At 39.2% G+C, this 20,278-nt stretch carries 17 protein-coding genes; 12 read left to right on the top strand and 5 right to left on the bottom strand.

Annotated features, from left to right (window positions below):
* Positions 1 to 3: 3 nt before the first annotated feature.
* Positions 4 to 1,242, bottom strand: a complete 1,239-nt coding sequence (locus BLS35_RS02270) for a porin family protein (RefSeq protein ID WP_090777404.1) — start codon at positions 1,240 to 1,242, stop codon at positions 4 to 6.
* Positions 1,243 to 1,441: 199 nt separating this feature from the next.
* Between BLS35_RS02270 and BLS35_RS02265 the strand changes: the two genes are divergently transcribed.
* The 4 genes from BLS35_RS02265 to BLS35_RS27465 all read left to right on the top strand — a co-directional run bounded on the left by BLS35_RS02265 (position 1,442) and on the right by BLS35_RS27465 (position 4,492).
* Entirely contained in the window at positions 1,442 to 1,780 is a 339-nt protein-coding gene (locus BLS35_RS02265; protein WP_090777402.1) for a hypothetical protein, read from the top strand.
* Between the two features lie 75 nt (positions 1,781 to 1,855).
* Positions 1,856 to 3,460 carry a SulP family inorganic anion transporter gene (locus tag BLS35_RS02260; RefSeq protein WP_090777400.1) on the top strand — a complete coding sequence of 535 codons (1,605 nt, stop codon included), beginning with the start codon at positions 1,856 to 1,858 and terminating at the stop codon, positions 3,458 to 3,460.
* 6 nt (positions 3,461 to 3,466) lie between these two features.
* Positions 3,467 to 4,132: a carbonic anhydrase gene (locus tag BLS35_RS02255; RefSeq protein ID WP_090777399.1), complete on the top strand. Its 666-nt coding sequence runs from the start codon at positions 3,467 to 3,469 to the stop codon at positions 4,130 to 4,132.
* A gap of 168 nt (positions 4,133 to 4,300) precedes the next feature.
* A complete protein-coding gene (locus BLS35_RS27465; protein WP_132225976.1) occupies positions 4,301 to 4,492 on the top strand; it encodes a hypothetical protein in 192 nt (63 codons plus the stop codon).
* 113 nt (positions 4,493 to 4,605) lie between these two features.
* Here the strand turns inward: BLS35_RS27465 and pruA are convergent, their stop codons facing one another.
* Entirely contained in the window at positions 4,606 to 6,234 is a 1,629-nt protein-coding gene (gene pruA, locus BLS35_RS02245) for an L-glutamate gamma-semialdehyde dehydrogenase (RefSeq protein WP_090778142.1), read from the bottom strand.
* A 116-nt stretch (positions 6,235 to 6,350) separates the two neighbouring features.
* On the opposite strand from pruA, the gene lpxK reads away from it, so the two are divergent.
* From lpxK to BLS35_RS02230, 3 genes are read left to right on the top strand one after another with little or no spacing between them, the layout of a single operon-like run.
* Positions 6,351 to 7,412, top strand: a complete 1,062-nt coding sequence (gene lpxK / locus BLS35_RS02240) for a tetraacyldisaccharide 4'-kinase (protein ID WP_090777395.1) — start codon at positions 6,351 to 6,353, stop codon at positions 7,410 to 7,412.
* Positions 7,384 to 8,199 (top strand): purine-nucleoside phosphorylase, encoded by an 816-nt coding sequence (locus tag BLS35_RS02235; protein ID WP_090777393.1) that lies wholly within the window; start codon positions 7,384 to 7,386, stop codon positions 8,197 to 8,199. Before lpxK ends, BLS35_RS02235 begins: the two co-directional genes overlap by 29 nt.
* Complete coding sequence (locus BLS35_RS02230; RefSeq protein WP_090777391.1) at positions 8,199 to 10,226, top strand: putative porin; 2,028 nt, start codon at positions 8,199 to 8,201, stop codon at positions 10,224 to 10,226. Before BLS35_RS02235 ends, BLS35_RS02230 begins: the two co-directional genes overlap by 1 nt.
* On the opposite strand, the gene BLS35_RS02225 is transcribed toward BLS35_RS02230, so the two are convergent.
* Positions 10,223 to 11,404 carry an asparagine synthetase B gene (locus tag BLS35_RS02225; protein ID WP_207909104.1) on the bottom strand — a complete coding sequence of 394 codons (1,182 nt, stop codon included), beginning with the start codon at positions 11,402 to 11,404 and terminating at the stop codon, positions 10,223 to 10,225. The two genes, BLS35_RS02230 and BLS35_RS02225, sit on opposite strands and share 4 nt — an antisense overlap.
* Positions 11,405 to 11,706: 302 nt before the next feature.
* On the opposite strand from BLS35_RS02225, the gene BLS35_RS02220 reads away from it, so the two are divergent.
* From BLS35_RS02220 to BLS35_RS02205, 4 genes are all read left to right on the top strand, one after another.
* Positions 11,707 to 13,182 carry a xylulokinase gene (locus BLS35_RS02220; RefSeq protein ID WP_090777389.1) on the top strand — a complete coding sequence of 492 codons (1,476 nt, stop codon included), beginning with the start codon at positions 11,707 to 11,709 and terminating at the stop codon, positions 13,180 to 13,182.
* A 24-nt stretch (positions 13,183 to 13,206) separates the two neighbouring features.
* On the top strand, positions 13,207 to 14,538 hold the full coding sequence (gene xylA, locus BLS35_RS02215) for a xylose isomerase (protein ID WP_090777387.1): 1,332 nt from the start codon (positions 13,207 to 13,209) through the stop codon (positions 14,536 to 14,538).
* A 53-nt stretch (positions 14,539 to 14,591) separates the two neighbouring features.
* A complete protein-coding gene (locus BLS35_RS02210) occupies positions 14,592 to 16,268 on the top strand; it encodes a sodium/sugar symporter (protein WP_090777385.1) in 1,677 nt (558 codons plus the stop codon).
* An 84-nt stretch (positions 16,269 to 16,352) separates the two neighbouring features.
* Complete coding sequence (locus BLS35_RS02205; protein ID WP_090777383.1) at positions 16,353 to 17,366, top strand: LacI family DNA-binding transcriptional regulator; 1,014 nt, start codon at positions 16,353 to 16,355, stop codon at positions 17,364 to 17,366.
* Positions 17,367 to 17,372: 6 nt separating this feature from the next.
* Here BLS35_RS02205 and BLS35_RS02200 read toward each other — a convergent pair whose 3' ends face one another.
* On the bottom strand, positions 17,373 to 18,113 hold the full coding sequence (locus BLS35_RS02200; RefSeq protein WP_090777381.1) for an SDR family NAD(P)-dependent oxidoreductase: 741 nt from the start codon (positions 18,111 to 18,113) through the stop codon (positions 17,373 to 17,375).
* Between the two features lie 162 nt (positions 18,114 to 18,275).
* On the bottom strand, positions 18,276 to 18,866 hold the full coding sequence (locus BLS35_RS02195; protein ID WP_254778619.1) for an RNA polymerase sigma-70 factor: 591 nt from the start codon (positions 18,864 to 18,866) through the stop codon (positions 18,276 to 18,278).
* Positions 18,867 to 19,031: 165 nt separating this feature from the next.
* Between BLS35_RS02195 and BLS35_RS02190 the strand changes: the two genes are divergently transcribed.
* A complete protein-coding gene (locus BLS35_RS02190) occupies positions 19,032 to 20,195 on the top strand; it encodes a FecR family protein (protein WP_090777379.1) in 1,164 nt (387 codons plus the stop codon).
* Positions 20,196 to 20,278: the final 83 nt, after the last annotated feature.

The following is a 20,278-nucleotide window of genomic DNA, read 5'->3' as shown; positions in this document are numbered from 1 at the left end:
CTATTACCAACGATATTGCAATCTCATTGTAACCACATCATCCTTAAGATCATTTTCATATCCAGGTAATTGAGTAGGGTTGTTTACTACATGCTCGTTATAAGCTGTTAATTTTATTCTTGGGCCAATCTGACAGGTCATGCCATAGCCTAAAGTACTAAATTTAATATCTCCAGGAGTAGTGAAGCTGTTGGGCGCACCAATTTCGCTTTCTTTAACATCACTATTCGGATCGTAGACATCATAAGCCAATAATGCCGTAAATCTGCTTTTTGCTATTCTTTGAGTAAGCCACAGGTAGTACCCTGAAAAAGGGCGTAGATATAGATCGGTAGCTGGTTGAGTCGCAAAACTCTGGCTGGCAATCGGACCTGTTATACTCGATGAACTGGCTACACCAGGTTGTGTTCCCTCAACATACTCTGCTTTAAATGATGTAGCGCCGAAGGTATTGTCGTATTGTACTTGCAAGTTTCCACCATAATAGTTACGTTTTGCATTCCATCCCACATTATTTGGACTGGTATTTTTAACAAAGCCGTTGCTTGTACTTGTATAATAGCTTTCTGTATCATTTCGTACAGAACCTTTATAAAAAGAGCCACCAAAACCTAAATGCAGTTTTTTGTTGGCTAGACTGTCAAACTTAAAGCCCAGGTTCCCAACAATGTCTTTTTTAGCATCATAATCCCTTGCAGAATAACCACTACCATTAACAACAGCCAATTCAGCAGTCAAAAAATGGAACATTTTGTGATCAGGTTTATAGGTTATCATTGCACCAATATCCCTTTCTCGGGGCATTATGGTTTGGAATACTCTAGCTCTTTCCGGAAAATCCCTATATCCTGATGAGTATACGATGGAGTATCCAAAAGGGCGGTTAAATAATCCAGCAGTAAACAAGAAATTTTTTGAATCTGGCCTATGTAGCTGTATAAACGCATCCATTAATGCAACACCATTTTGTGTAGCATCAATTTGAAAAACAATACTTGAGTATTTGTCGGCACGGTCAATTTTCAATCTTCCCCTGCGGATCATAAAACGATCTTGTGAGTTTTTCCCGAAATCTCCGCCAGAAAAAGAGGATATCCCTGCCGATTGTGCACGTTGATATTGCGTCTGAAGGTAACCTGTAATGGCAATCTCGTGTGGATCGTAGCTAGAAGGGGAGTTATTGCTCTGTGAAAATGCAAAAAACGGACACACAAGCAATAAACTGAATAATAATTGTTTCATAAACGGATGAAGGTATATAAGGGGCCTAAATTACGCTTAATGCTTCATTTTTCTATAAATTGATGAATTGATTTTCAATTTTATACGAGGAAACTATTGTTTTATCACAACTAAATTACATTTTTATTACATCTTGATTTGCTAGTTAAACTATTTTGGAGTTATTTTTGATGATATCTAAAACCAAAACCAGAGATAAATGTTCCTAAGGAAATATCGTTTATTAATTATCATCGCCTTTCTTGGCATCTTTTCAGCAAAGATGATGATATCTGGTGCGCCTGTGTTTTTTAATCATATTGACAAAGAGATTATGAACGCTGTGATTATGCAAATAGAAGTAGAGCATAGCGCAGATGGCGAAAGCGGAAAGTCAAAAGTAAAACTTTGTGATTTTAAAATCGATCTGCACTACGACTATAGCTTTTCCGCTGTACTTAGTCATTACGGTATTAACAATAGTTTTATTAATCATTTCAAACGATACGTCGATCCATTCCACCCTTCGGTACCAACCCCGCCTCCTAACAGGTGCTAATTTTGCTGCATAATTCCCTCTTAGGGATAACTATGCATTTTTTTAAAAATTAGTTACAACATTAGAATTATTGTTATGCAAAGTGGAAACTCAGTCTTTTCAAGATTGGAAGTGAAGAAGTATATATTAAAAAAGAATTTAAAGCGTGATTTGCCATCCAGTATCGTCGTATTTCTGGTTGCGTTGCCTTTATGTTTGGGTGTTGCGCTAGCCTCAGGCGCCCCGTTGTTTGCGGGTCTTGTTACAGGTATCGTTGGTGGTATAGTGGTATCGAGCCTTAGTGGTTCACAGTTAAGTGTAAGTGGACCGGCGGCGGGTTTAACAGCGATTGTTTTGGGTGCTATTGGTACATTAGGAGGTTATCAGACCTTTTTACTTGCCGTGGTACTTGCGGGAGCAATGCAGTTGATCCTTGGTCTATTAAAAGGAGGAACAATAGGTAATTACTTTCCTTCAAGTGTGATAGAAGGTATGTTGGCCGCAATCGGACTAACCCTTATCCTTAAACAATTGCCACATGCTTTAGGTGTTGACTCAGATTTTTTTGGTGATGAAAGTTTCTTACAGAAAGATAATGAGAATACCTTTTCGGCAATAAGTAGCGCGCTTGATCATTTTACATTGGCAGCCATAGTAATTAGTGGTTTGTCTATTCTGGTGCTGGTTTTCTGGCCTAAGTTTAAAAAGTTGAGTATAATTCCAGCGCCTTTAGTGGTTGTGATTTTGGGTGTGGGCTTAAGTTTAGCTTTTCAAGGAACCGGCTATGCCCTTCAGGCGAAACAAATGGTCGAAATCCCCGTGGTGAGCGGATGGGCTGAATTTAAAGATCTATTTGTAGCGCCAAACTTTTCTGAGATTTTGAATGGAAAAGTATGGATTGTTGCGGCAACGATTGCAGTTGTCGCCAGTTTAGAAACCTTGTTAAGTATAGAGGCTGTAGATAAGATTGATCCGATTAAGCGTGTTTCTCCAACCAATAGAGAATTAATGGCACAAGGAGCCGGAAATATGTTCAGTGGTTTATTAGGTGGATTACCTTTAACTTCAGTTATTGTACGTAGTTCTGCCAATGTAAATGCAGGTGCAAGAACAAAGATGTCAGCAATTTTTCATGGGGTATGGTTACTTTTATCTTTACTTTTTATCCCGGGTCTAATAAATATGATACCTTTGGCATGTTTAGCTGCTATACTATTGGTAACTGGTTATAAACTTACAAGAGTGGCATTATTTAAGCACATGTTTCACAAAGGTTGGGACCAATTTGTTCCATTTGTGATCACAATCGTAGCCGTACTGCTTACCGACCTTTTAAAAGGCGTGGCCATAGGTATGCTATTCTCTGTATTTTACCTGCTACGTACGAACATGCGTAATCCATACTTCTACAAGATTCAGGAAGAAGGCAATAAAAAGAACATCAGAATTAAACTGGCAGAAGAAGTATCCTTCTTAAACAAAGCTGCTATTCAGGTCGTTTTAAATAACATTCCAAAAGAAACAAATGTGATTATTGATGGAACCAACTCCAGATATATTGATCCGGATGTATTGGAAACCATATTTAATTATAAGCACAACGCTTATACAAAGGGTATCATTGTTACGCTTGAAAACGTAAAAGAGCAATACACCGTACCAAAATTGAATAATAAAGTAATTGAAGAAATTAATAATTAAAATATTATGTGCGCTAAATTAGAAAAACAACATACAGACAAAATAACATATGAAGGTTTATTACAAGGAAATAGGGATTGGGTAGCGGAAACGCTTAAAGAAGATCCTACATTTTTTGAAAGGCTTTCAGCTGGGCAGTCCCCACCTGTTCTTTGGATTGGGTGTTCAGACAGCCGTGTGCCGGCTAACCAAATTACGAATACAATGCCGGGTGATATCTTTGTGCATCGCAATATTGCAAATGTGGTAACGCATACCGACATGAATATGTTGAGCGTATTAGATTACTCTGTAAATGTATTAAAGGTAAAACACATCATCGTATGTGGTCACTATGGTTGCGGTGGGGTGAATGCTGCACTGGGCGACAAGCAAGTCGGTTTGATTGATAACTGGTTAAGAAATATCAAAGATGTGATCAGGATGCATGAGCGTGAGATGCAAACGATTAAAGATCCTGTAAAGAGATCGAATCGTTTGGTTGAACTCAATGCAATAGAAGGGGCTGCTAATGTTATGAGTACGTCTATTGTACAAAATGCATGGGCTGCAGGACAAGAGCTAAGTGTTCATGCCTGGGCATATAGCTTGCAAACAGGATTAATTACAGATTTACAGGTAAGTGCATCAAGTGCCGCAGATATATCTCCGGTGTTTAAAATGCAAGCCTAGAAATAACGGTATATAATTCAAACATTTGAAATTAAAAAGGCTCCTTGCATGTTCAATGCGGGAGCCTTTTTTTTATTATTAGTTTTGGATAAAGTTATTGTCCTGAAATCACTATCTTACATTAGTATATTAGAGATTAGTTTTAAACCCAACCATAAATCGATAAAGATGAAAAAGGAAAATTATAAAAATGTGATGGCTGCCTATTCATTGATAGGGTTAGTACCGCCTTTGGGTATATTATTCATTGTCGTGGACTGGCTAAAGGGAGCTAAAGTAAATGCAGTTTCCGTTATAGGTGTGATTTTAGGAATTGTACTAACCATAGTGTATTATTTGCAATTAACTGGTCAAATGTAGTTGCCCTCCTGTAGCCTAAAATAACAAGCTATTTTAAGCATAAAAAAACTCCTGGTGATGAACCAGGAGTTTTTGTGATAAAAAATACCTTCTCCGAGGAGAACGGTTATTTTTTATCCTAAAAACGGATATCTGTAATCCTTTGGCATATCAAAAGTTTCTTTGATCGCACGTGGAGAAACCCAACGTAAAAGATTGATCATTGAACCCGCTTTATCGTTAGTGCCAGAACCTCTGGCGCCACCAAATGGCTGCTGGCCAACTACTGCACCAGTACACTTATCATTGATGTAGAAGTTTCCTGCTGCATTTCTCAAAGCGTGTGATGCTTTCTCAATTGCATAACGATCCTGAGCAATTACAGCACCTGTTAATGCATAGATAGAAGTTGTGTCGATAATTTCTAATACCTGATCAAAGTCTTTGTCCTCGTAAACGTAAACCGTTAAAACAGGGCCAAACAACTCTTCACACATGGTTGTATATTTCGGATCGTCAACAACTAAAACTGTAGGCTCAATAAAGTAGCCTTTAGATTTGTCGTAACCACCACCAGCAATAATCTCTACAGATTTATCTTTTTTAGCTTCATCAATATATTTAGTCAGCTTATCAAAAGAGTTCTCGTCAATAACTGCGTTAATGAAGTTGTTGAAATCTTCAGTACCACCCATTTTAAAGGTAGCCATATCGCGTAACATATATTCTTTTACTTTAGGCCATATACTCTTAGCTACGTAAACACGTGAAGCTGCCGAGCATTTTTGTCCCTGGTATTCAAATGCACCACGGATAATGGCAGTACTTGAAGCTTCAGCTTCAGCAGAACCATGAACTAAGATAAAGTCTTTACCACCAGTTTCGCCAACAATACGTGGGTAGGTTTTGAACTTGTGAATGTTGTTACCAATAGTTTTCCAGATGTTTTGGAAAACACCAGTAGAACCTGTAAAGTGTATACCTGCAAAATCAGGGTGACTAAAAATCACATCACCTGCATCAGGACCAGATACATAAACCAAGTTAATTACACCATCAGGTAAACCAGCTTCTTTAAAGATCTGCATCAATACGTTGGCCGCATAGATCTGCGTGTTTGCTGGCTTCCAAACCACCACGTTACCCATCATGGCAGCCGAAGTAGGCAAGTTACCCGCAATAGCGGTAAAGTTAAATGGAGTTAGGGCGAATACAAACCCCTCAAGTGGGCGTTGCTCAACTCTGTTCCATGATCCCTTAGGAGATACAGGAGGTTGTTGTTTATAGATGTCAGCCATATAACTTACGTTGAAACGTAAGAAGTCAATCAGCTCACAAGCTGCATCAATTTCTGCCTGGTAAGCATTTTTAGACTGACCCAGCATTGTTGCAGCATTTAATTTATAACGGTAAGGACCAGCAATTAAGTCTGCTGCCTTTAAAAATATCGCTGCACGGTGTTCCCAAGCCAGGTTTTCCCAGTTAGCTTTAGCTGCCAAAGCAGCATCAATTGCTTGTGTTACATGAGCTTTTTCGCCCTTGCTGTATTGTCCAAGAATATGTTGGTGATCGTGAGGAGGAGTAACCTTGCCTTTATTGTCAGTATGGATTTCTTTACCAGCAATATGCATTGGTATTTCAATCTGTTTAGCACGGGCATCAGCAATAGCTGCCTTTAAAAGTTCACGTTCTTTACTTCCTGGAGCATAACCCAAAATGGGTTCATTAACAGGAGTTGGTACGTTAAAAAATCCTTTAAGCATGATATAATAAGTTGTTTTTACAAAGGTACTTTTTATTTTTATTAGAGCGGTAAAATGCTGCATTCTGTATTAACTTCATACAATGCGCTGATATAATTCTTATTTTTGGCCCCTACATGATTAAATACCTAAGATTACTGTTGTTTCCTTTTTCCATTGGCTATGGAATGGTCATTGTATTAAGGAATAAGTTGTATGATCTAGGTTGGTTTAAATCAACGCATTTCGATATCCCTGTTATTTGTGTAGGCAATTTGGTTGTAGGCGGATCGGGTAAAAGTCCAGTAACAGAATATTTAGTGAACTTGCTTTCTGATCATAAGATCGCGATACTCAGCAGAGGATACGGACGCAAAACCAAAGGTTTTATCTTAGCTGATGAAACTGCAACAGCACAAACCATAGGTGATGAACCTATGCAGTTTTATAGCAAATTTAAGCAGGTTACCGTGGCAGTTTGTGAAAATAGGGTAAAAGGAATTAATCTGTTAAAGGATGATCACGATCTTATTCTATTAGACGATGCTTATCAACATCGGAGTGTAAAGCCCGGATTCAGCATCTTGTTGTTCGAGTACCAAAAATTATTAAGTCCACAGTTTTTGTTGCCGGCCGGAAATTTAAGAGAACCATTTGTTGGGTATAAAAGGGCGCAGGCGCTGCTCGTTACTAAGGCGCCAATAGTGCTTACAGAAGACGAACGAATAAAGTGTGCCAGTAAATTTAATGGAAAAGCCAAAAATGAGTTGTCTTTTTCGTTTATAACTTATGGTGAATTAAAACATTTATTTTCCGAAGCTACACGGTCTTGCTCATCAATTACTTCCAATACAACAGTGTTCCTGATTACCGGCATAGCCAATCCTTTACCCTTAATTACTCACTTAAAGAACTATTCGGGAACTATTCAACATCATGATTATCCAGATCATTATCAGTTCAGTAAACAGAATGTGATGAAACTGGTTAAGGCTTTTAATGATGATCCTTCGAAAGAAAAAATCATTGTTACAACAGAAAAGGATGCGCAACGTTTATTAGATGTTAGTTTCAAAGAATTACTGTTAAATTTACCTGTGTTTTATTTGCCGATTAAAATAGAACTGCAACAAGAAGATAAAAATACATTTGATAAAAAGATTTTAGACTATGTTTCAAGCATTACACGAAACCGTTGAATATATAAAACGCAAAACGAATGATTTTCAAGCAGAAATTGGAATTGTTTTAGGCACAGGACTTGGTGGTCTGGTTGGCGAAATTGAGGTCGAATACAGTTTAATGTATTCTAACATCCCCAACTTTCCTATATCTACACTTGAGTTTCATTCTGGAAAGTTAATCTTTGGAACTTTAAAAGGGAAAAAAGTAATTGCCATGCAAGGTCGCCTACATTTTTATGAAGGCTATAGCATGCAGCAAATCACATTTCCAATAAGAGCAATGAAAGCATTGGGCATAAGTTGCCTGTTTGTTTCGAATGCTGCGGGATCTCTGAATCCAAACTTTAAAAAAGGAGATTTGATGATCATCAATGATCACATCAACTTGCAGCCAGAAAGCCCTTTAAGAGGACATAATGATGCCGACATGGGTCCAAGGTTTCCAGACATGAGCCAGCCTTATAGTCGCAAACTAATTGATGCTGCAATGCAAATCGCAGAAGATAACAATATCAATTGCCATCAAGGTGTTTATGTTTCTGTAACAGGTCCAAACCTGGAAACTAAAGCAGAATATAAGTACCTTAGAATAATTGGCGGTGATGCCGTTGGTATGAGTACCGTACCTGAAGTTATTGTAGCCAATCACATGAGTATCCCTGTTTTTGCCATTTCTGTATTAACAGATGAAGGATTCCCAGAAGTATTATTACCAGTTAGCTTAGAGGAAATATTGGAGACTGCCAGGACTGCAGAACCTATGATGACAAAAATATTAAGCCAGTTAATTTCAACGCTGTAATGTATAAACGCATTGTTTTATTTGTTTGTTTGCTGTTTACCATTGGTGTTGGGAGATTGTATGCGCAGGATTTAAAGACTACGGTTAGAGATAATAAGGAACTCGATTCCCTAAGAAAAAAAGAAGAGGGGGGATTGGATTCAGTCGTATTCACTTCTAAATATGTAAGGTATACTACCGTTAAGATGTCTAAAGATAGCATTCAGACTATGGCTTTGGATACAAGCTTAAATGGCTTTCAAAACTTTAATGTGTTGGTTCAACCACGTACACCAACAGTCGGTCTTGGAAACGTAGGCTTGGCTGCAATGCCCATGTTGTTTGAACCCGCAAAAAGTATTGGTTTTGACGTGGGCTTCCATTCGCTTGATTATTATGCGATGATCCAGGATGATGTTAAATATTATCAAGCCAGAACTCCATTTAGCAGTCTCTATTATGTTTCTGGTGGAGACGCCGAGCAGATATTTAAAGTGATTTTCTCGCAGAATATTAAAAAGAACTGGAACTTTGGCGCTAATTTTAATCGGATCGGTGCAAATGGGATATATCCCAGACAAAGGGGGGATGATTTGAATGGTGCATTTTTTACCTGGTATCAATCGCCGAATAAACGCTATAACCTATGGAGTAATGCCGTTTTTAATACTTTAAAGGCAATGGAGAATGGCTCCATTACTAATGATTCAGTTTTCACTATTCCTTCCAACAGAGTCATCAGTAGGATTGCGGAGCAGGTCAGGTTAAATACAGCTAAGCAATTGTGGCGTCAGGGCTCCTTTTTTATAAAACAATCCTATTTCGTTGGCCGGATAGATAGCTCCGCCCAGGAAATAACTGACAAAATATTACCAACCAATAAAATTACCTACACATTTAAGTATGATAAAAATGCTTATTCTTTTCAGAAGGATGAAGCAGACGACTATTCTGTAATTCCAAAAGGGTATGCCGATAGCACCTTTACCAACGATTCAACCAGCTATACGCGTATTCAAAATGAGTTTTTATATAGTTTCTTTCTTAGGGCAAAATCAAGCGCCTTCATTAAAAATGAGTTGAAGCTGGACGTCGGAATTAGACATGAGTATTATAATTATTCCCAACTGGCGATGTATAGGGATGGGTCTAATTTTTATGACTATCAAGCCACTTTCCAAAATATGACTTTGCTGGGAGCTGCGGGATACCGATTTAGCAATCGAATCGATTTAAACGTAGATGTAGAACAGATATTTCAGGGGCGGAATATGGGTGACTTCCATTATGAAGCTAAAAGTAATGTCTTACTAAGCAATTCAGTGGGGCGAATAGTTTTAGGCGGTTATTTTGAAAATAAATCTCCGGCAGAAATTTATAACAGATATTTTGGTAACCATTACCGTTGGATCAATGATTTTGACCGGACAAAAACGATTAACTTATCCTTTAGATACGAGAATCCAAAATTAAAGTTGGATGCTACTGCAAATTATTATCTGATTAATAATTACATGTATTTTAAAGCGAATTTACCAACCACCGGAGACCCAACAGTTGCAGAGGTACTTTCTGTTGCGCCAACTCAGCTTGGTACAAGTTTAAACCTGTTAAAAATCGCTGTAGGTAAGAAATTTACTTTTGGCAAGTTCCATTTGGATGGTTACGTGGTTTACCAGAAGACAGATAATCCTGGTGTACTCCGTACTCCTGAGATTTACACTTTTAACAGTTTCTATGTAAACCAAACTTTCTTTAAGGCCCTTAAAACGAATGTAGGTTTTGATGTGAGATACAATACACCTTATCAAAACTATTCTTATTCACCTGCAATCGGTCAGTTTTATGTAGGATCTGGACAAAGATTCGATACTACACCAATTGTTGATGTTTGGGTAAAAGCAAGCTTAAGGAAGGCTAATTTGTTTTTAAAGTGTGATTATGTCAATCAGGGTTTACCAATCAAAGGATATTATACTGTTAATCGCTATCCAATGCAAGATAGGTCGCTATTTAAGTTTGGCGTACAATGGAATTTTTACGATTAGGTTTTCTGCGGTTTCTTTTTAGCCGCAGGAAATAGAACATTGTTTAATATCAAACGGTATCCCGGTGAGTTTGGGTGTAGGTTTAAATCAGTAGGTGGGTCGCCCACGGCATGTTGATAATCTTCAGGGTCATGCCCGCCGTAAAAAGTAAATTGTCCCTTTCCAATTTCACCATTTAGATAGCGCACTTCTTCGGCTCCCTTGTTTTCGCCTAGCACAGTCACGTTAGGTTTCACCAGACGCTTTCTAAAGGCTGTGGTTTGACCCATGAAACCTTTGATTACCTTGTCGTGGTTTTGAGTGAGCATCGTCGGTACAAGGTCCCATTTGGCCGAAAAATCAAATAAGGTAAAGAAGTCGTTGCTTTGTACTAAAGTGCGGGTTTGCGTTACGTCAATATCCGAGAATTCGTAATTGCTAGGATTTAAATCAAGCTGGAAATCTTTAAAAGCAAAGGTTCTATTGAACTTTAATTTAGCCTGAGCTTGTGGATCTGCCGGATCCCCATCAAACATGCTTTCACAAATGTCAACCCCCTCGGCGCTTAGCGCAATGTCAAAGCTGTCTGTTCCAGAGCACATGGCAAATAAGAATCCCCCGCCAACACAAAATTCCTTTATTCTTTTGGCCACTTCAAGTTTCATTTCCGAAACCTTTTTAAAGCCATTGCGCTTTGCTGCGGTCTCTTGATTCTTTACATCTTCACGATACCAGGTTGCATTTCTAAACGCATTCCAGAAACGTCCATATTGTCCGGTGAAATCCTCATGGTGCATATGTAGCCAATCGTAGCCAGATAGTTTATCTTTTAATACTTCGTCATCGTATACAACATCGTAGGGTATTTCTGCGTAGGTAAGTACTAAGGTTACGGCATCGTCCCACGGTAATTTACTCTTAGGGGAGTATACCGCTATTTTGGGCGCCTTTTCAAGTTTCACCATTTCCATGTTCACCTGTGGGTCGCTGATTTCGTTTAGGATCGCAGTAACTTTCCCATCTGCTAAAACCTGATAGGAAACACCTCTTGTTTTACATTCATCCTCAATAGCTTTATTGTACTTGATTAAAAAGCTTCCCCCTCTATAGTTTAAAAGCCAGCTGACATCCGCTTGTTGTTTGATGCCCCAGTAGGCTATGCCATAAGCTTTCAGGTGGTTTTTCTGATCTTCATCCATATAGATTAATATAGACGAAGCCTTTAGCGCGATGCTAAAGAATAGCAAGAAAAATAAAATACTTAATCGTTTCGAAATCATAAACCCGGGCATAGATACGAATGTAATTATATAACGGTACAAAAAGAAGGAAATTATAAGGGATTTGGTAATCGCAATGCAACCGGTTGCGTTGATTATTGTCTGATGATCTCATCAATCAAAAATAAATGCAAATTATGTGCAAAAAAATATGGGATTTATAAATTTACGATTACCTTTATGCAAACGGTTGCACGATTAAGTATTTAATATATTATGATATGTATTTATTAGGCCTCGATATAGGCACATCTTCTATAAAAGTTTCTGTTGTTGACATAGATACGCAGAAACGGGTGGCTACGGCCCAGTATCCTGAAGAGGAAGCGGAAATCAAATCTCTTAAATCCGGATGGGCGGAACAATCACCGGTTGACTGGTGGCAAAATGCCGTTCATGCCATCCTTCAATTAAATGCAACCGGGATTTTTAATCCTAAAGATATTAAGGCAATAGGTATTGCGTATCAAATGCATGGATTGGTGATTGTTGATCAAAATCAAAATGTTTTGCGCGACAGTATCATTTGGTGTGACAGCAGGGCTGTTGAATTGGGCGAGGAAGCCTTTGATGCCATCGGACACGATAAATGTTTACAGGATATGCTAAATTCTCCCGGTAATTTTACAGCTTCCAAACTGGCTTGGGTAAAGAACAATGAGCCTGAAATTTATAAGCAGATTGATAAAGTAATGCTCCCTGGAGATTTCATTGCAATGAAATTCACTGGAAAGATTAGTACCAGTATTGCATCACTATCTGAGGGGGTATTTTGGAATTTTCGCGAAGATGAAGTGTCAAAAGAGGTATTGGATCACTATGGGATTGATCAAAAACTAATCCCTGATATAAAACCGTTGTTCTCTGTTCACGGGTCACTCAAAGCTGATGTGGCGGCATTATTAGGATTGCAGCAAGGAATCCCAGTTTCTTATAAGTCTGGTGATCAGCCTAACAATGCCTTATCCCTAAATGTCCTTAAACCTGGCGAAGTTGCGGCTACAGCTGGAACTTCGGGTGTGATTTACGGGGTAAGCGATGAGCTGACCTACGATCCGCAGTCAAGGGTAAATACTTTTGCACACGTTACTTATGCTAAGGAGAAAAAGCACACCGGTGTGTTATTGTGTATCAATGGTACCGGAAGTATGTACAGATGGGCAAAGCACAATTTCGCACCACATTTGTCTTATGCTGCACTTAATGAGCTTGCAGCCACAGCACCCATTGGAAGTAAAGGATTGAAGGTGTTGCCTTTTGGCAATGGTGCCGAACGAATGCTGAATAATAAATATACAGGCGCACAACTATTGGGGATTGACCTCAACTTACATAAACAACCTGAAATCTTTAGAGCAGTACAGGAAGGAATCGCATTTGCGTTTCGCTATGGCCTCGATATTATGCGCGAAAATGGAATGCAACCAAAAGTGATCAGGGCCGGAATGGCTAACTTATTTCTAAGCAAGGTATTTGCACAGACGTTTGTAGATGTAACGGGAGTTCCGGTAGAGCTGTATGAAAACGACGGTAGTGTGGGCGCCGCACTTGGAGCAGGTATTGGGGCTGGGATTTTTGAAAGTCCTGAAGCTGCATTTACACAACATGAGTTGATCAGGTATTTGGAGCCTAAAAATTCTGAAGCTTACGAGCCAATATACGCTGAATGGAAAAACCTTTTAGACAAAGCATTATAAATTAGAATTTAAAAATATATCAACATGACAAAAGTAGTAACAGGAACAAAGGAATTTTTTAAAGGAATTGATCAGATCCAATATGAAGGACTGAATAGTGATAACCCATTGGCTTTTAGATGGTATGATGCAAATAAAGTAGTAGCAGGAAAAACCATGAACGAGCATTTTAAATTTGCTTGTGCCTATTGGCATTCATTTAATGGAAATGGTGGTGACCCTTTTGGTGGTGCTACACATGTTTTTCCCTGGGATGAGAAGAAAGACGTGGTAGAAAGAGCAAAAGATAAAATGGATGCTGCTTTTGAATTTATCACTAAGATGCAATTGCCTTACTATTGTTTCCATGATGTAGATGTAGTAGATTATGGAGATGATATTGCTGAAAACGAACGGAGATTGCAAGCTTTGGTAGAATATGCAAAGCAAAAACAAGCCAGTAGTGGAGTGAAATTACTTTGGGGAACTGCCAACTTATTCAGCCACAAACGCTATATGAATGGTGCATCAACCAACCCTGATTTTCATGTACTTGCCCATGGCGCTGCTCAGGTTAAAGCTGCTTTAGATGCAACAATTGCATTGGGTGGAGAGAATTATGTGTTTTGGGGTGGAAGAGAAGGCTATATGAGCTTATTGAATACCAATATGAAACGTGAGCAGGAGCATCTGGCCAAATTCTTACATACGGCTAAAGATTACGCGCGTAAGCAAGGCTTTAAGGGCACATTTTTTATTGAGCCAAAACCATGTGAGCCATCTAAACACCAATACGATTACGATGCTGCAACCGTAAAAGGCTTTTTGCAGGAATACGATTTACTTGCTGATTTTAAACTTAACCTGGAAGTGAACCATGCTACCTTAGCCGGACATACTTTTCAACATGAATTGCAGGTTGCAGTAGACAGTGGTTTACTGGGTTCAATTGATGCAAACAGAGGAGATTATCAAAACGGTTGGGATACAGATCAATTCCCTAATGACATCAATGAACTGACTGAAGCGATGCTGATCATTTTAGAAGGTGGCGGTTTAAAAGGTGGCGGAGTTAATTTTGATGCCAAGATTCGTCGTAATTCAACTGACCCAGCAGATCTTTTCTATGCACATGTTGGCGGTATGGACATTTTTGCCCGTGCTTTGGTAACTGCAGATGCCATTCTTCAAAAATCAGATTATAAAACGATAAGAGCTGATCGTTATGCTTCTTTTGATAGTGGTAAGGGTGCTGAGTTTGAGCAAGGAAAGTTAAGCCTGGAGGACTTAAGGAACTACGCGGTGCAGCAAGGTGAGCCAGAGGTACGAAGTGGAAAGCAAGAATATCTGGAAAATTTAATCAATCGCTATATTTAATTTATTTTAATCGTAGTTTGTAACCGATTATTAAACCTAACTAAACCAAATTGATGAAAACCAACGTGCTGGATACGAAAGATTATATCGTATTCTTAATTTACTTTGTAATTGTAGCAGCTTATGGGCTCTATATCTACAATAAGAAAAAATCTGCCGCCAGTGGCTCTAAGGATTATTTTCTTGCCGAAGGCTCCCTTACCTGGTGGGCCATTGGAGCTTCTCTAATTGCCTCAAACATTTCGGCCGAACAATTTATCGGGATGAGTGGTTCGGGATTTAAGATGGGGCTTGCAATTGCTACCTATGAATGGATGGCAGCAGCAACACTTATAGTGGTGGCCGTTTTCTTTATTCCGGTATACCTGAAGAATAAAATCTCTACCATGCCTCAGTTCCTACATCAAAGGTATAATGGAACGGTGGCGATGATTATGGCCGTTTTCTGGCTGCTCTTGTATGTGGTGGTTAATTTAACTTCCATCCTGTATTTGGGCGCATTGGCGGTGAGCAGTATTTCAGGTTTTGACCTGGATCTTTGTATGTATGCCATTGCCGCGTTTGCTATCATCATTACCTTGGGTGGAATGAAGGTTATCGGTTATACTGACGTAATTCAGGTATTCTTTTTAATCCTTGGGGGATTGGCTACAACCTACCTGGCGCTTAGTTTAGTTTCAGAGCATTATGGAACAACGGGAATTTTGGATGGTTATAAACTGATGACCAGTAAAGCTTCTGAACATTTTCATATGATCTTGAAACCAGAGAATGAAAATTATATTGACCTACCGGGACTGAGTGTGCTTGTAGGAGGGATGTGGATCGTAAACTTGAACTACTGGGGCTGTAATCAGTACATCACTCAGCGTGCTTTAGGAGCTGATCTGAAAACAGCTCGCTCTGGTATTTTATTCGCTGCGTTTTTAAAGTTACTGATGCCAATCATTGTGGTATTGCCAGGTATTGCTGCTTATGTACTTTATAAGGATGGAGCCTTCCAAACCGAAATGCTTCAAGATGGTTCGGTTAATCCTGATCGTGCTTACCCTGTATTACTTAACCTTTTACCTGCGGGATTAAAAGGGCTTTCCTTCGCTGCCCTTACTGCTGCGGTGGTGGCTTCTCTGGCTGGAAAGGCAAATAGTATTGCGACTATATTTACATTGGATATTTATAAGAAAGTTATTAAACCCGATGCTTCGGAAGGTAATCTGGTAGTAACAGGTAAAATTGCCATTATAGCAGCTATGATTTTGGGAGTTTTAATCGCTCCACATTTAGGAATCGATAAAAAAGGAGGTTTCCAATACATTCAAGAATATACAGGCTTTGTATCTCCGGGTATCTTTGCCATGTTTATTCTAGGATTCTTCTGGAAAAAAACAACATCCAATGCGGCATTATTCGCAACTATAGGTGGTTTCGGACTCTCTTTATTACTCAAATTTTTACCAGGTATGACCGATCTTTCCTGGTTATCGGAATTCGGTTTTGCCGTTAAAAGTTCAGCCGGTATTTATGAAATTCCTTTCTTAGATAGAATGGGCTTTGTCTTTTTATTCTGTGTGATCGGGATGGTTATCATCAGTTTGGTAGAGAACAAAGGCAAAGAAGATGCTAAAGGCCTTGAAATTGATGCAACGATGTTCAAAACTTCAACTGGTTTTGCTGTTGGAGCTTTAATTATAGTGGGCATTCTTGTCGCACTTTATAGTGTGTACTGGTAACAATATATAACCGTTATTTGGTGTTTCTAGCACCAAATAACGGTCTTTTTACTATACTTGCACAAATTTGCTATTCCCCAGATCTTGAATAAAAAAACGACCATATACGATATTGCGAAGGAACTGAACATTACCGTTTCAACGGTGTCCAGGGCACTTAGTGGTTTTCCTGCAATTAGTGAGTCAACAAGACAAACTGTAATCGAGACAGCGAAAAGACTCAACTATAGTCCTAATAAGCTCGCTTCTGCCCTTAAATCAGGGAAAACTTATATTGTCGGTGTAATTGTGCCAAGCGTTCAGGCACATTTTTTTGCCTCAATTATCCATAGTATAGAAGAAGGATTAAAAGACAGTGGCTACAGGATCATTCTGTACCAATCTAATGAATCTGTTGAAAATGAGATCAAAGGGGTAAAAACGCTTCTGGAGGCTCAGGTAGATGGAATCATGGCTTCAATGTCATTGGAGACAAATGAAGTATCGCATTTTCAAGAGATCATAAAGCAGAACAAGCCACTCATTCTTTTTGATAGGATCAGTACAAAGTTAAAAGTGCCAACGGTTACCCTAAACGATTTTCGTGCTGGTTTTTTAGCCACTCAGCACCTCATTGATCAAGGCTATAAGAATATTGCTTTTGTAACTACCATTCACCAGATCAAAATCTTTAATGACCGTTTGGAAGGGTATCGAGGAGCCATGAAAGTCAATAATTTGGTTGTGAACGAGGATCAGCTCATCTTTGGTGGCCTATCTATAAAAGATGGGAGATATGGGACAGCTAAGCTTTTACGTGGTGATCATATGCCCGATGCAATTATTGCAGGGGATGACTTTACTGCGCTTGGGGTGATTAAAAAATTAAAGGAAGTTAACCTGGCCCCACCGAAGATAGGGGTAATAGGGTTTGCGAACGAAGCCTTTTCGGCTTATATCACACCTAGTCTATCTACGGTGGATCAACATCCTAATCAGATGGGCCGGGATTGTGCTGAACTGTTTTTACAAATGATCAAGCAGAATAACCCTTATGATGACATACGTAATGTTATTCTGGAGCCTACAATTGTAGAACGACAATCAACAGCATTATAATTTTTGTTAAAATCCGATTGAGTTTCCTCCATCTACAGGCATGACTACGCCAGTGATGTATTTTGCACTTGCCGAACTTAGAAAGTGAACTGCATCGGCTACATCTTCAGGCTCACCCATTTTTGCCATTGGCGTTCTGGAAAATACCTTATTCTTTCTTTCTGGGTCTGCGTCTAATGCTTTGGCAGACATGGCTGTTTTTATAAAGCCGGGAGCAACACAGTTGATCCTGATTCCTAAAGGCGAAAGTTCAGTTGCCATTGCCCTTGTCATTCCCTCTATTCCTGTTTTCGCTGCCGAATAAGCAATTACCTTTGGGATGCCATACTGTGCTGCCATCGAACTGATGTTTACAATGGAGCCACTTTGTGCGTCGATCATTTTCTTTACCACTTCACGACTGATGCTAAATACGGCAGATAAATTGACTTGAATCACATTTGCAAAATCTTCGTCTGTTACTTCGATAAAAGGCTTTTTCATATTAATGCCTGCATTATTTACCAGGATGTCAATCTGTCCAAATGAAGCATGAATCTCTTCAACAAGTGCTGGAATACCCGCCAGGTTTTGAAGATCAAATACACGATAACTGCACAGCTGACCAAATTCGGAAGCAGCAGTTTTTAATTTATCTTCATTTCTACCGATCATGATGACATGAACGCCTTCCTGAACTAATTTTCTGCTGATGGCCAGACCCAATCCAGCTCCACCGCCTGTTACTATGGCAACCTGTTTATTCATTTTATTGTTTTTTTCTTTGTGGTGACGCGTTGAAATTTGGCGACGATATATTTGGTATGACTAAAGTAAGGCTATTTTTCTAAAATTACAATCGGTTGCATCAATAATTAGCTACGACAATGCGCTCTATTCGATCGAGATCTGTTAAGAATGGAAATTGCTCTATTTATGTAGATAATGATAAAGCAGTAAGAACACACTAATGTCCTTTAATGAAATGCGTAAATGTTGTAGTGCATGTGTCAGTTGGTTTTCGACAGTGCGTTTGGAGATATCCAGGCGGCTGGCTATTTCATCATTAGACAAATGTTCCATCCTGCTTAAAATAAATATTTCGCGACAACGTTTTGGAAGCTTGCTTAGGTAACCTTTTAGACTGTCCTCCAGCTCTACGGTCCTGATTTTTTCATCACTGTCTGCCGTAAAGGTCGTTTGGTTGATTTGTTCCAAATCATCCGTGTACTGCAATGGGATTGCTCGTAATGTTTTCTGATGTCTGAATACGTGATAACGTGCCGATGCCCTTAAATAGTTTGAGAAAGATTCGATATGTAATTGTTTCCGCTTAATCCAGATGTTTAAAAAAATATCATGCGTAATCTCATTGCAAGTCTCCTTGTCGCGTACATAAGAAAAGGCTGTGCTGAAAATTTTAGACCAATACCGATCAAACAGCGCATTAAAAGCACTGGCATCATCGTCCTCACTTATCGCTTCCCACAATTGTGTGTCGGTCAATCGGTCTAATAGCATACTTGGTTACATAAAACTATGCATTATAAGCCAACAAGTATACTAATTAATTGGCATTTGATGCAGCGTTGTTGGCAGGGGGCCAGGGGCGGAATAAATATTTTTATATTTTATGTGTGTGCCGACCAAAATTATACTCTTACCATATAACCGAATATAGATTTTATGAACAAAGAAGAATATCTCTTACTGTACGAGAAGGTGTTTTCTGGAAATTGTACACTTGAAGAAAGACAGCAACTCCTTAACTATTTGGATGATTTTGAATTGCAAGATCTTCCATGGGATGCCGATCAGATGGGTGATAAGCAGCAAGCACATGATAGGCTACAGGAGCAATTGCAGCTACAGATAGCGGTCGTTCCTACTCGAAAGATTTCAATTGGCTTATTTAAATGGATGGCTGCAGCGGTAGCATTATTCGGTATATCTGTAGCCGTTTACCTGGTCAATCAGCGACCTACCAAGCCCTTAGCTATCGTAAAAAATCGACCTAAACTTTTAAAAAATGATGCCTTGCCAGGTGGAGATAAAGCCATATTGACATTGGCCAATGGTTCGCAAATTGTTTTGGATAGCGCCCATACCGGTCAACTTGCTCAACAGGGAGGTACTATAATTGGGAAAACTGCAAACGGGCAGCTGGTTTACGATGCGACTAAATCTACTGGGGATAGCCATTCTACAACTGCAAGCCTAAATACAATTACAACCCCACGTGGGGGGCAATATACGGTAGTATTGCCCGACGGTACAAAGGTTTGGTTAAATGCGGCCTCCTCTCTAAGGTTCCCGGCTAGTTTTACAGGTAAGGAAAGAAACGTGGAGCTTAGTGGTGAGGGATATTTTGAAGTAGCTAAAAATGCAGCTAAGCCATTTAAAGTAAAAGTAAACAAGGTAGAAGTAGAGGTGCTGGGTACGCACTTTAATATAATGGCCTACAAGGATGAACCTAAAATAGAAACTATTTTGTTGGAAGGAGCTGTGAAAATCAAAAACGGAGCAGCCGAGGCACTTTTAAAACCTGGACAAGAGGCGCTTGCCGGACAAACGGATACCTATTTAAAAGTACAACAAGCAAATGTTGAGGAAGCAATGGCTTGGAAGAACGGTTACTTTCTGTTCAATGCTGAGAATATTCGAAGCATCATGCGTAAGATTTCGCGCTGGTATGATGTAGACATTGTTTATGTAGGGAATGTCGAAAACAAGGATTTTGATGGCAGTGTTTCGCGCTTTAAAAATGTATCTGAGGTACTTAAAATGCTCGAACTTACTGATGCCATACACTTTAAGGTAGAAGAAGGGAGGATTATCGTTATGCCCTGATTTTTACCTAAAGGCCTTTTAACCAAAAAACCAGGAGCGTTTGCGGCGCCCCCGGCTATGTAAAGGTTAATATACAGCCAACT

Source organism: Pedobacter sp. ok626, assembly GCF_900100435.1.
In the GTDB taxonomy this organism is placed as follows: Bacteria; Bacteroidota; Bacteroidia; order Sphingobacteriales; family Sphingobacteriaceae; genus Pedobacter.
This window is presented reverse-complemented; position numbering and strand designations above follow the sequence as displayed.

Coding starts and splice junctions, on each gene's coding strand:
- BLS35_RS02230 (WP_090777391.1), top strand. CDS start 8,199: ATGTATAAACGCATTGTTTTATTTGTTTGTTTGCTGTTTACCATTGGT.
- BLS35_RS02265 (WP_090777402.1), top strand. CDS start 1,442: ATGTTCCTAAGGAAATATCGTTTATTAATTATCATCGCCTTTCTTGGC.
- BLS35_RS02190 (WP_090777379.1), top strand. CDS start 19,032: ATGAACAAAGAAGAATATCTCTTACTGTACGAGAAGGTGTTTTCTGGA.
- BLS35_RS02210 (WP_090777385.1), top strand. CDS start 14,592: ATGAAAACCAACGTGCTGGATACGAAAGATTATATCGTATTCTTAATT.
- BLS35_RS02195 (WP_254778619.1), bottom strand. CDS start 18,866: ATGCTATTAGACCGATTGACCGACACACAATTGTGGGAAGCGATAAGT.
- BLS35_RS27465 (WP_132225976.1), top strand. CDS start 4,301: ATGAAAAAGGAAAATTATAAAAATGTGATGGCTGCCTATTCATTGATA.
- BLS35_RS02220 (WP_090777389.1), top strand. CDS start 11,707: ATGTATTTATTAGGCCTCGATATAGGCACATCTTCTATAAAAGTTTCT.
- BLS35_RS02200 (WP_090777381.1), bottom strand. CDS start 18,113: ATGAATAAACAGGTTGCCATAGTAACAGGCGGTGGAGCTGGATTGGGT.
- BLS35_RS02235 (WP_090777393.1), top strand. CDS start 7,384: ATGTTTCAAGCATTACACGAAACCGTTGAATATATAAAACGCAAAACG.
- pruA (WP_090778142.1), bottom strand. CDS start 6,234: ATGCTTAAAGGATTTTTTAACGTACCAACTCCTGTTAATGAACCCATT.
- BLS35_RS02260 (WP_090777400.1), top strand. CDS start 1,856: ATGCAAAGTGGAAACTCAGTCTTTTCAAGATTGGAAGTGAAGAAGTAT.
- BLS35_RS02225 (WP_207909104.1), bottom strand. CDS start 11,404: ATGGATGAAGATCAGAAAAACCACCTGAAAGCTTATGGCATAGCCTAC.
- xylA (WP_090777387.1), top strand. CDS start 13,207: ATGACAAAAGTAGTAACAGGAACAAAGGAATTTTTTAAAGGAATTGAT.
- BLS35_RS02255 (WP_090777399.1), top strand. CDS start 3,467: ATGTGCGCTAAATTAGAAAAACAACATACAGACAAAATAACATATGAA.
- lpxK (WP_090777395.1), top strand. CDS start 6,351: ATGATTAAATACCTAAGATTACTGTTGTTTCCTTTTTCCATTGGCTAT.
- BLS35_RS02270 (WP_090777404.1), bottom strand. CDS start 1,242: ATGAAACAATTATTATTCAGTTTATTGCTTGTGTGTCCGTTTTTTGCA.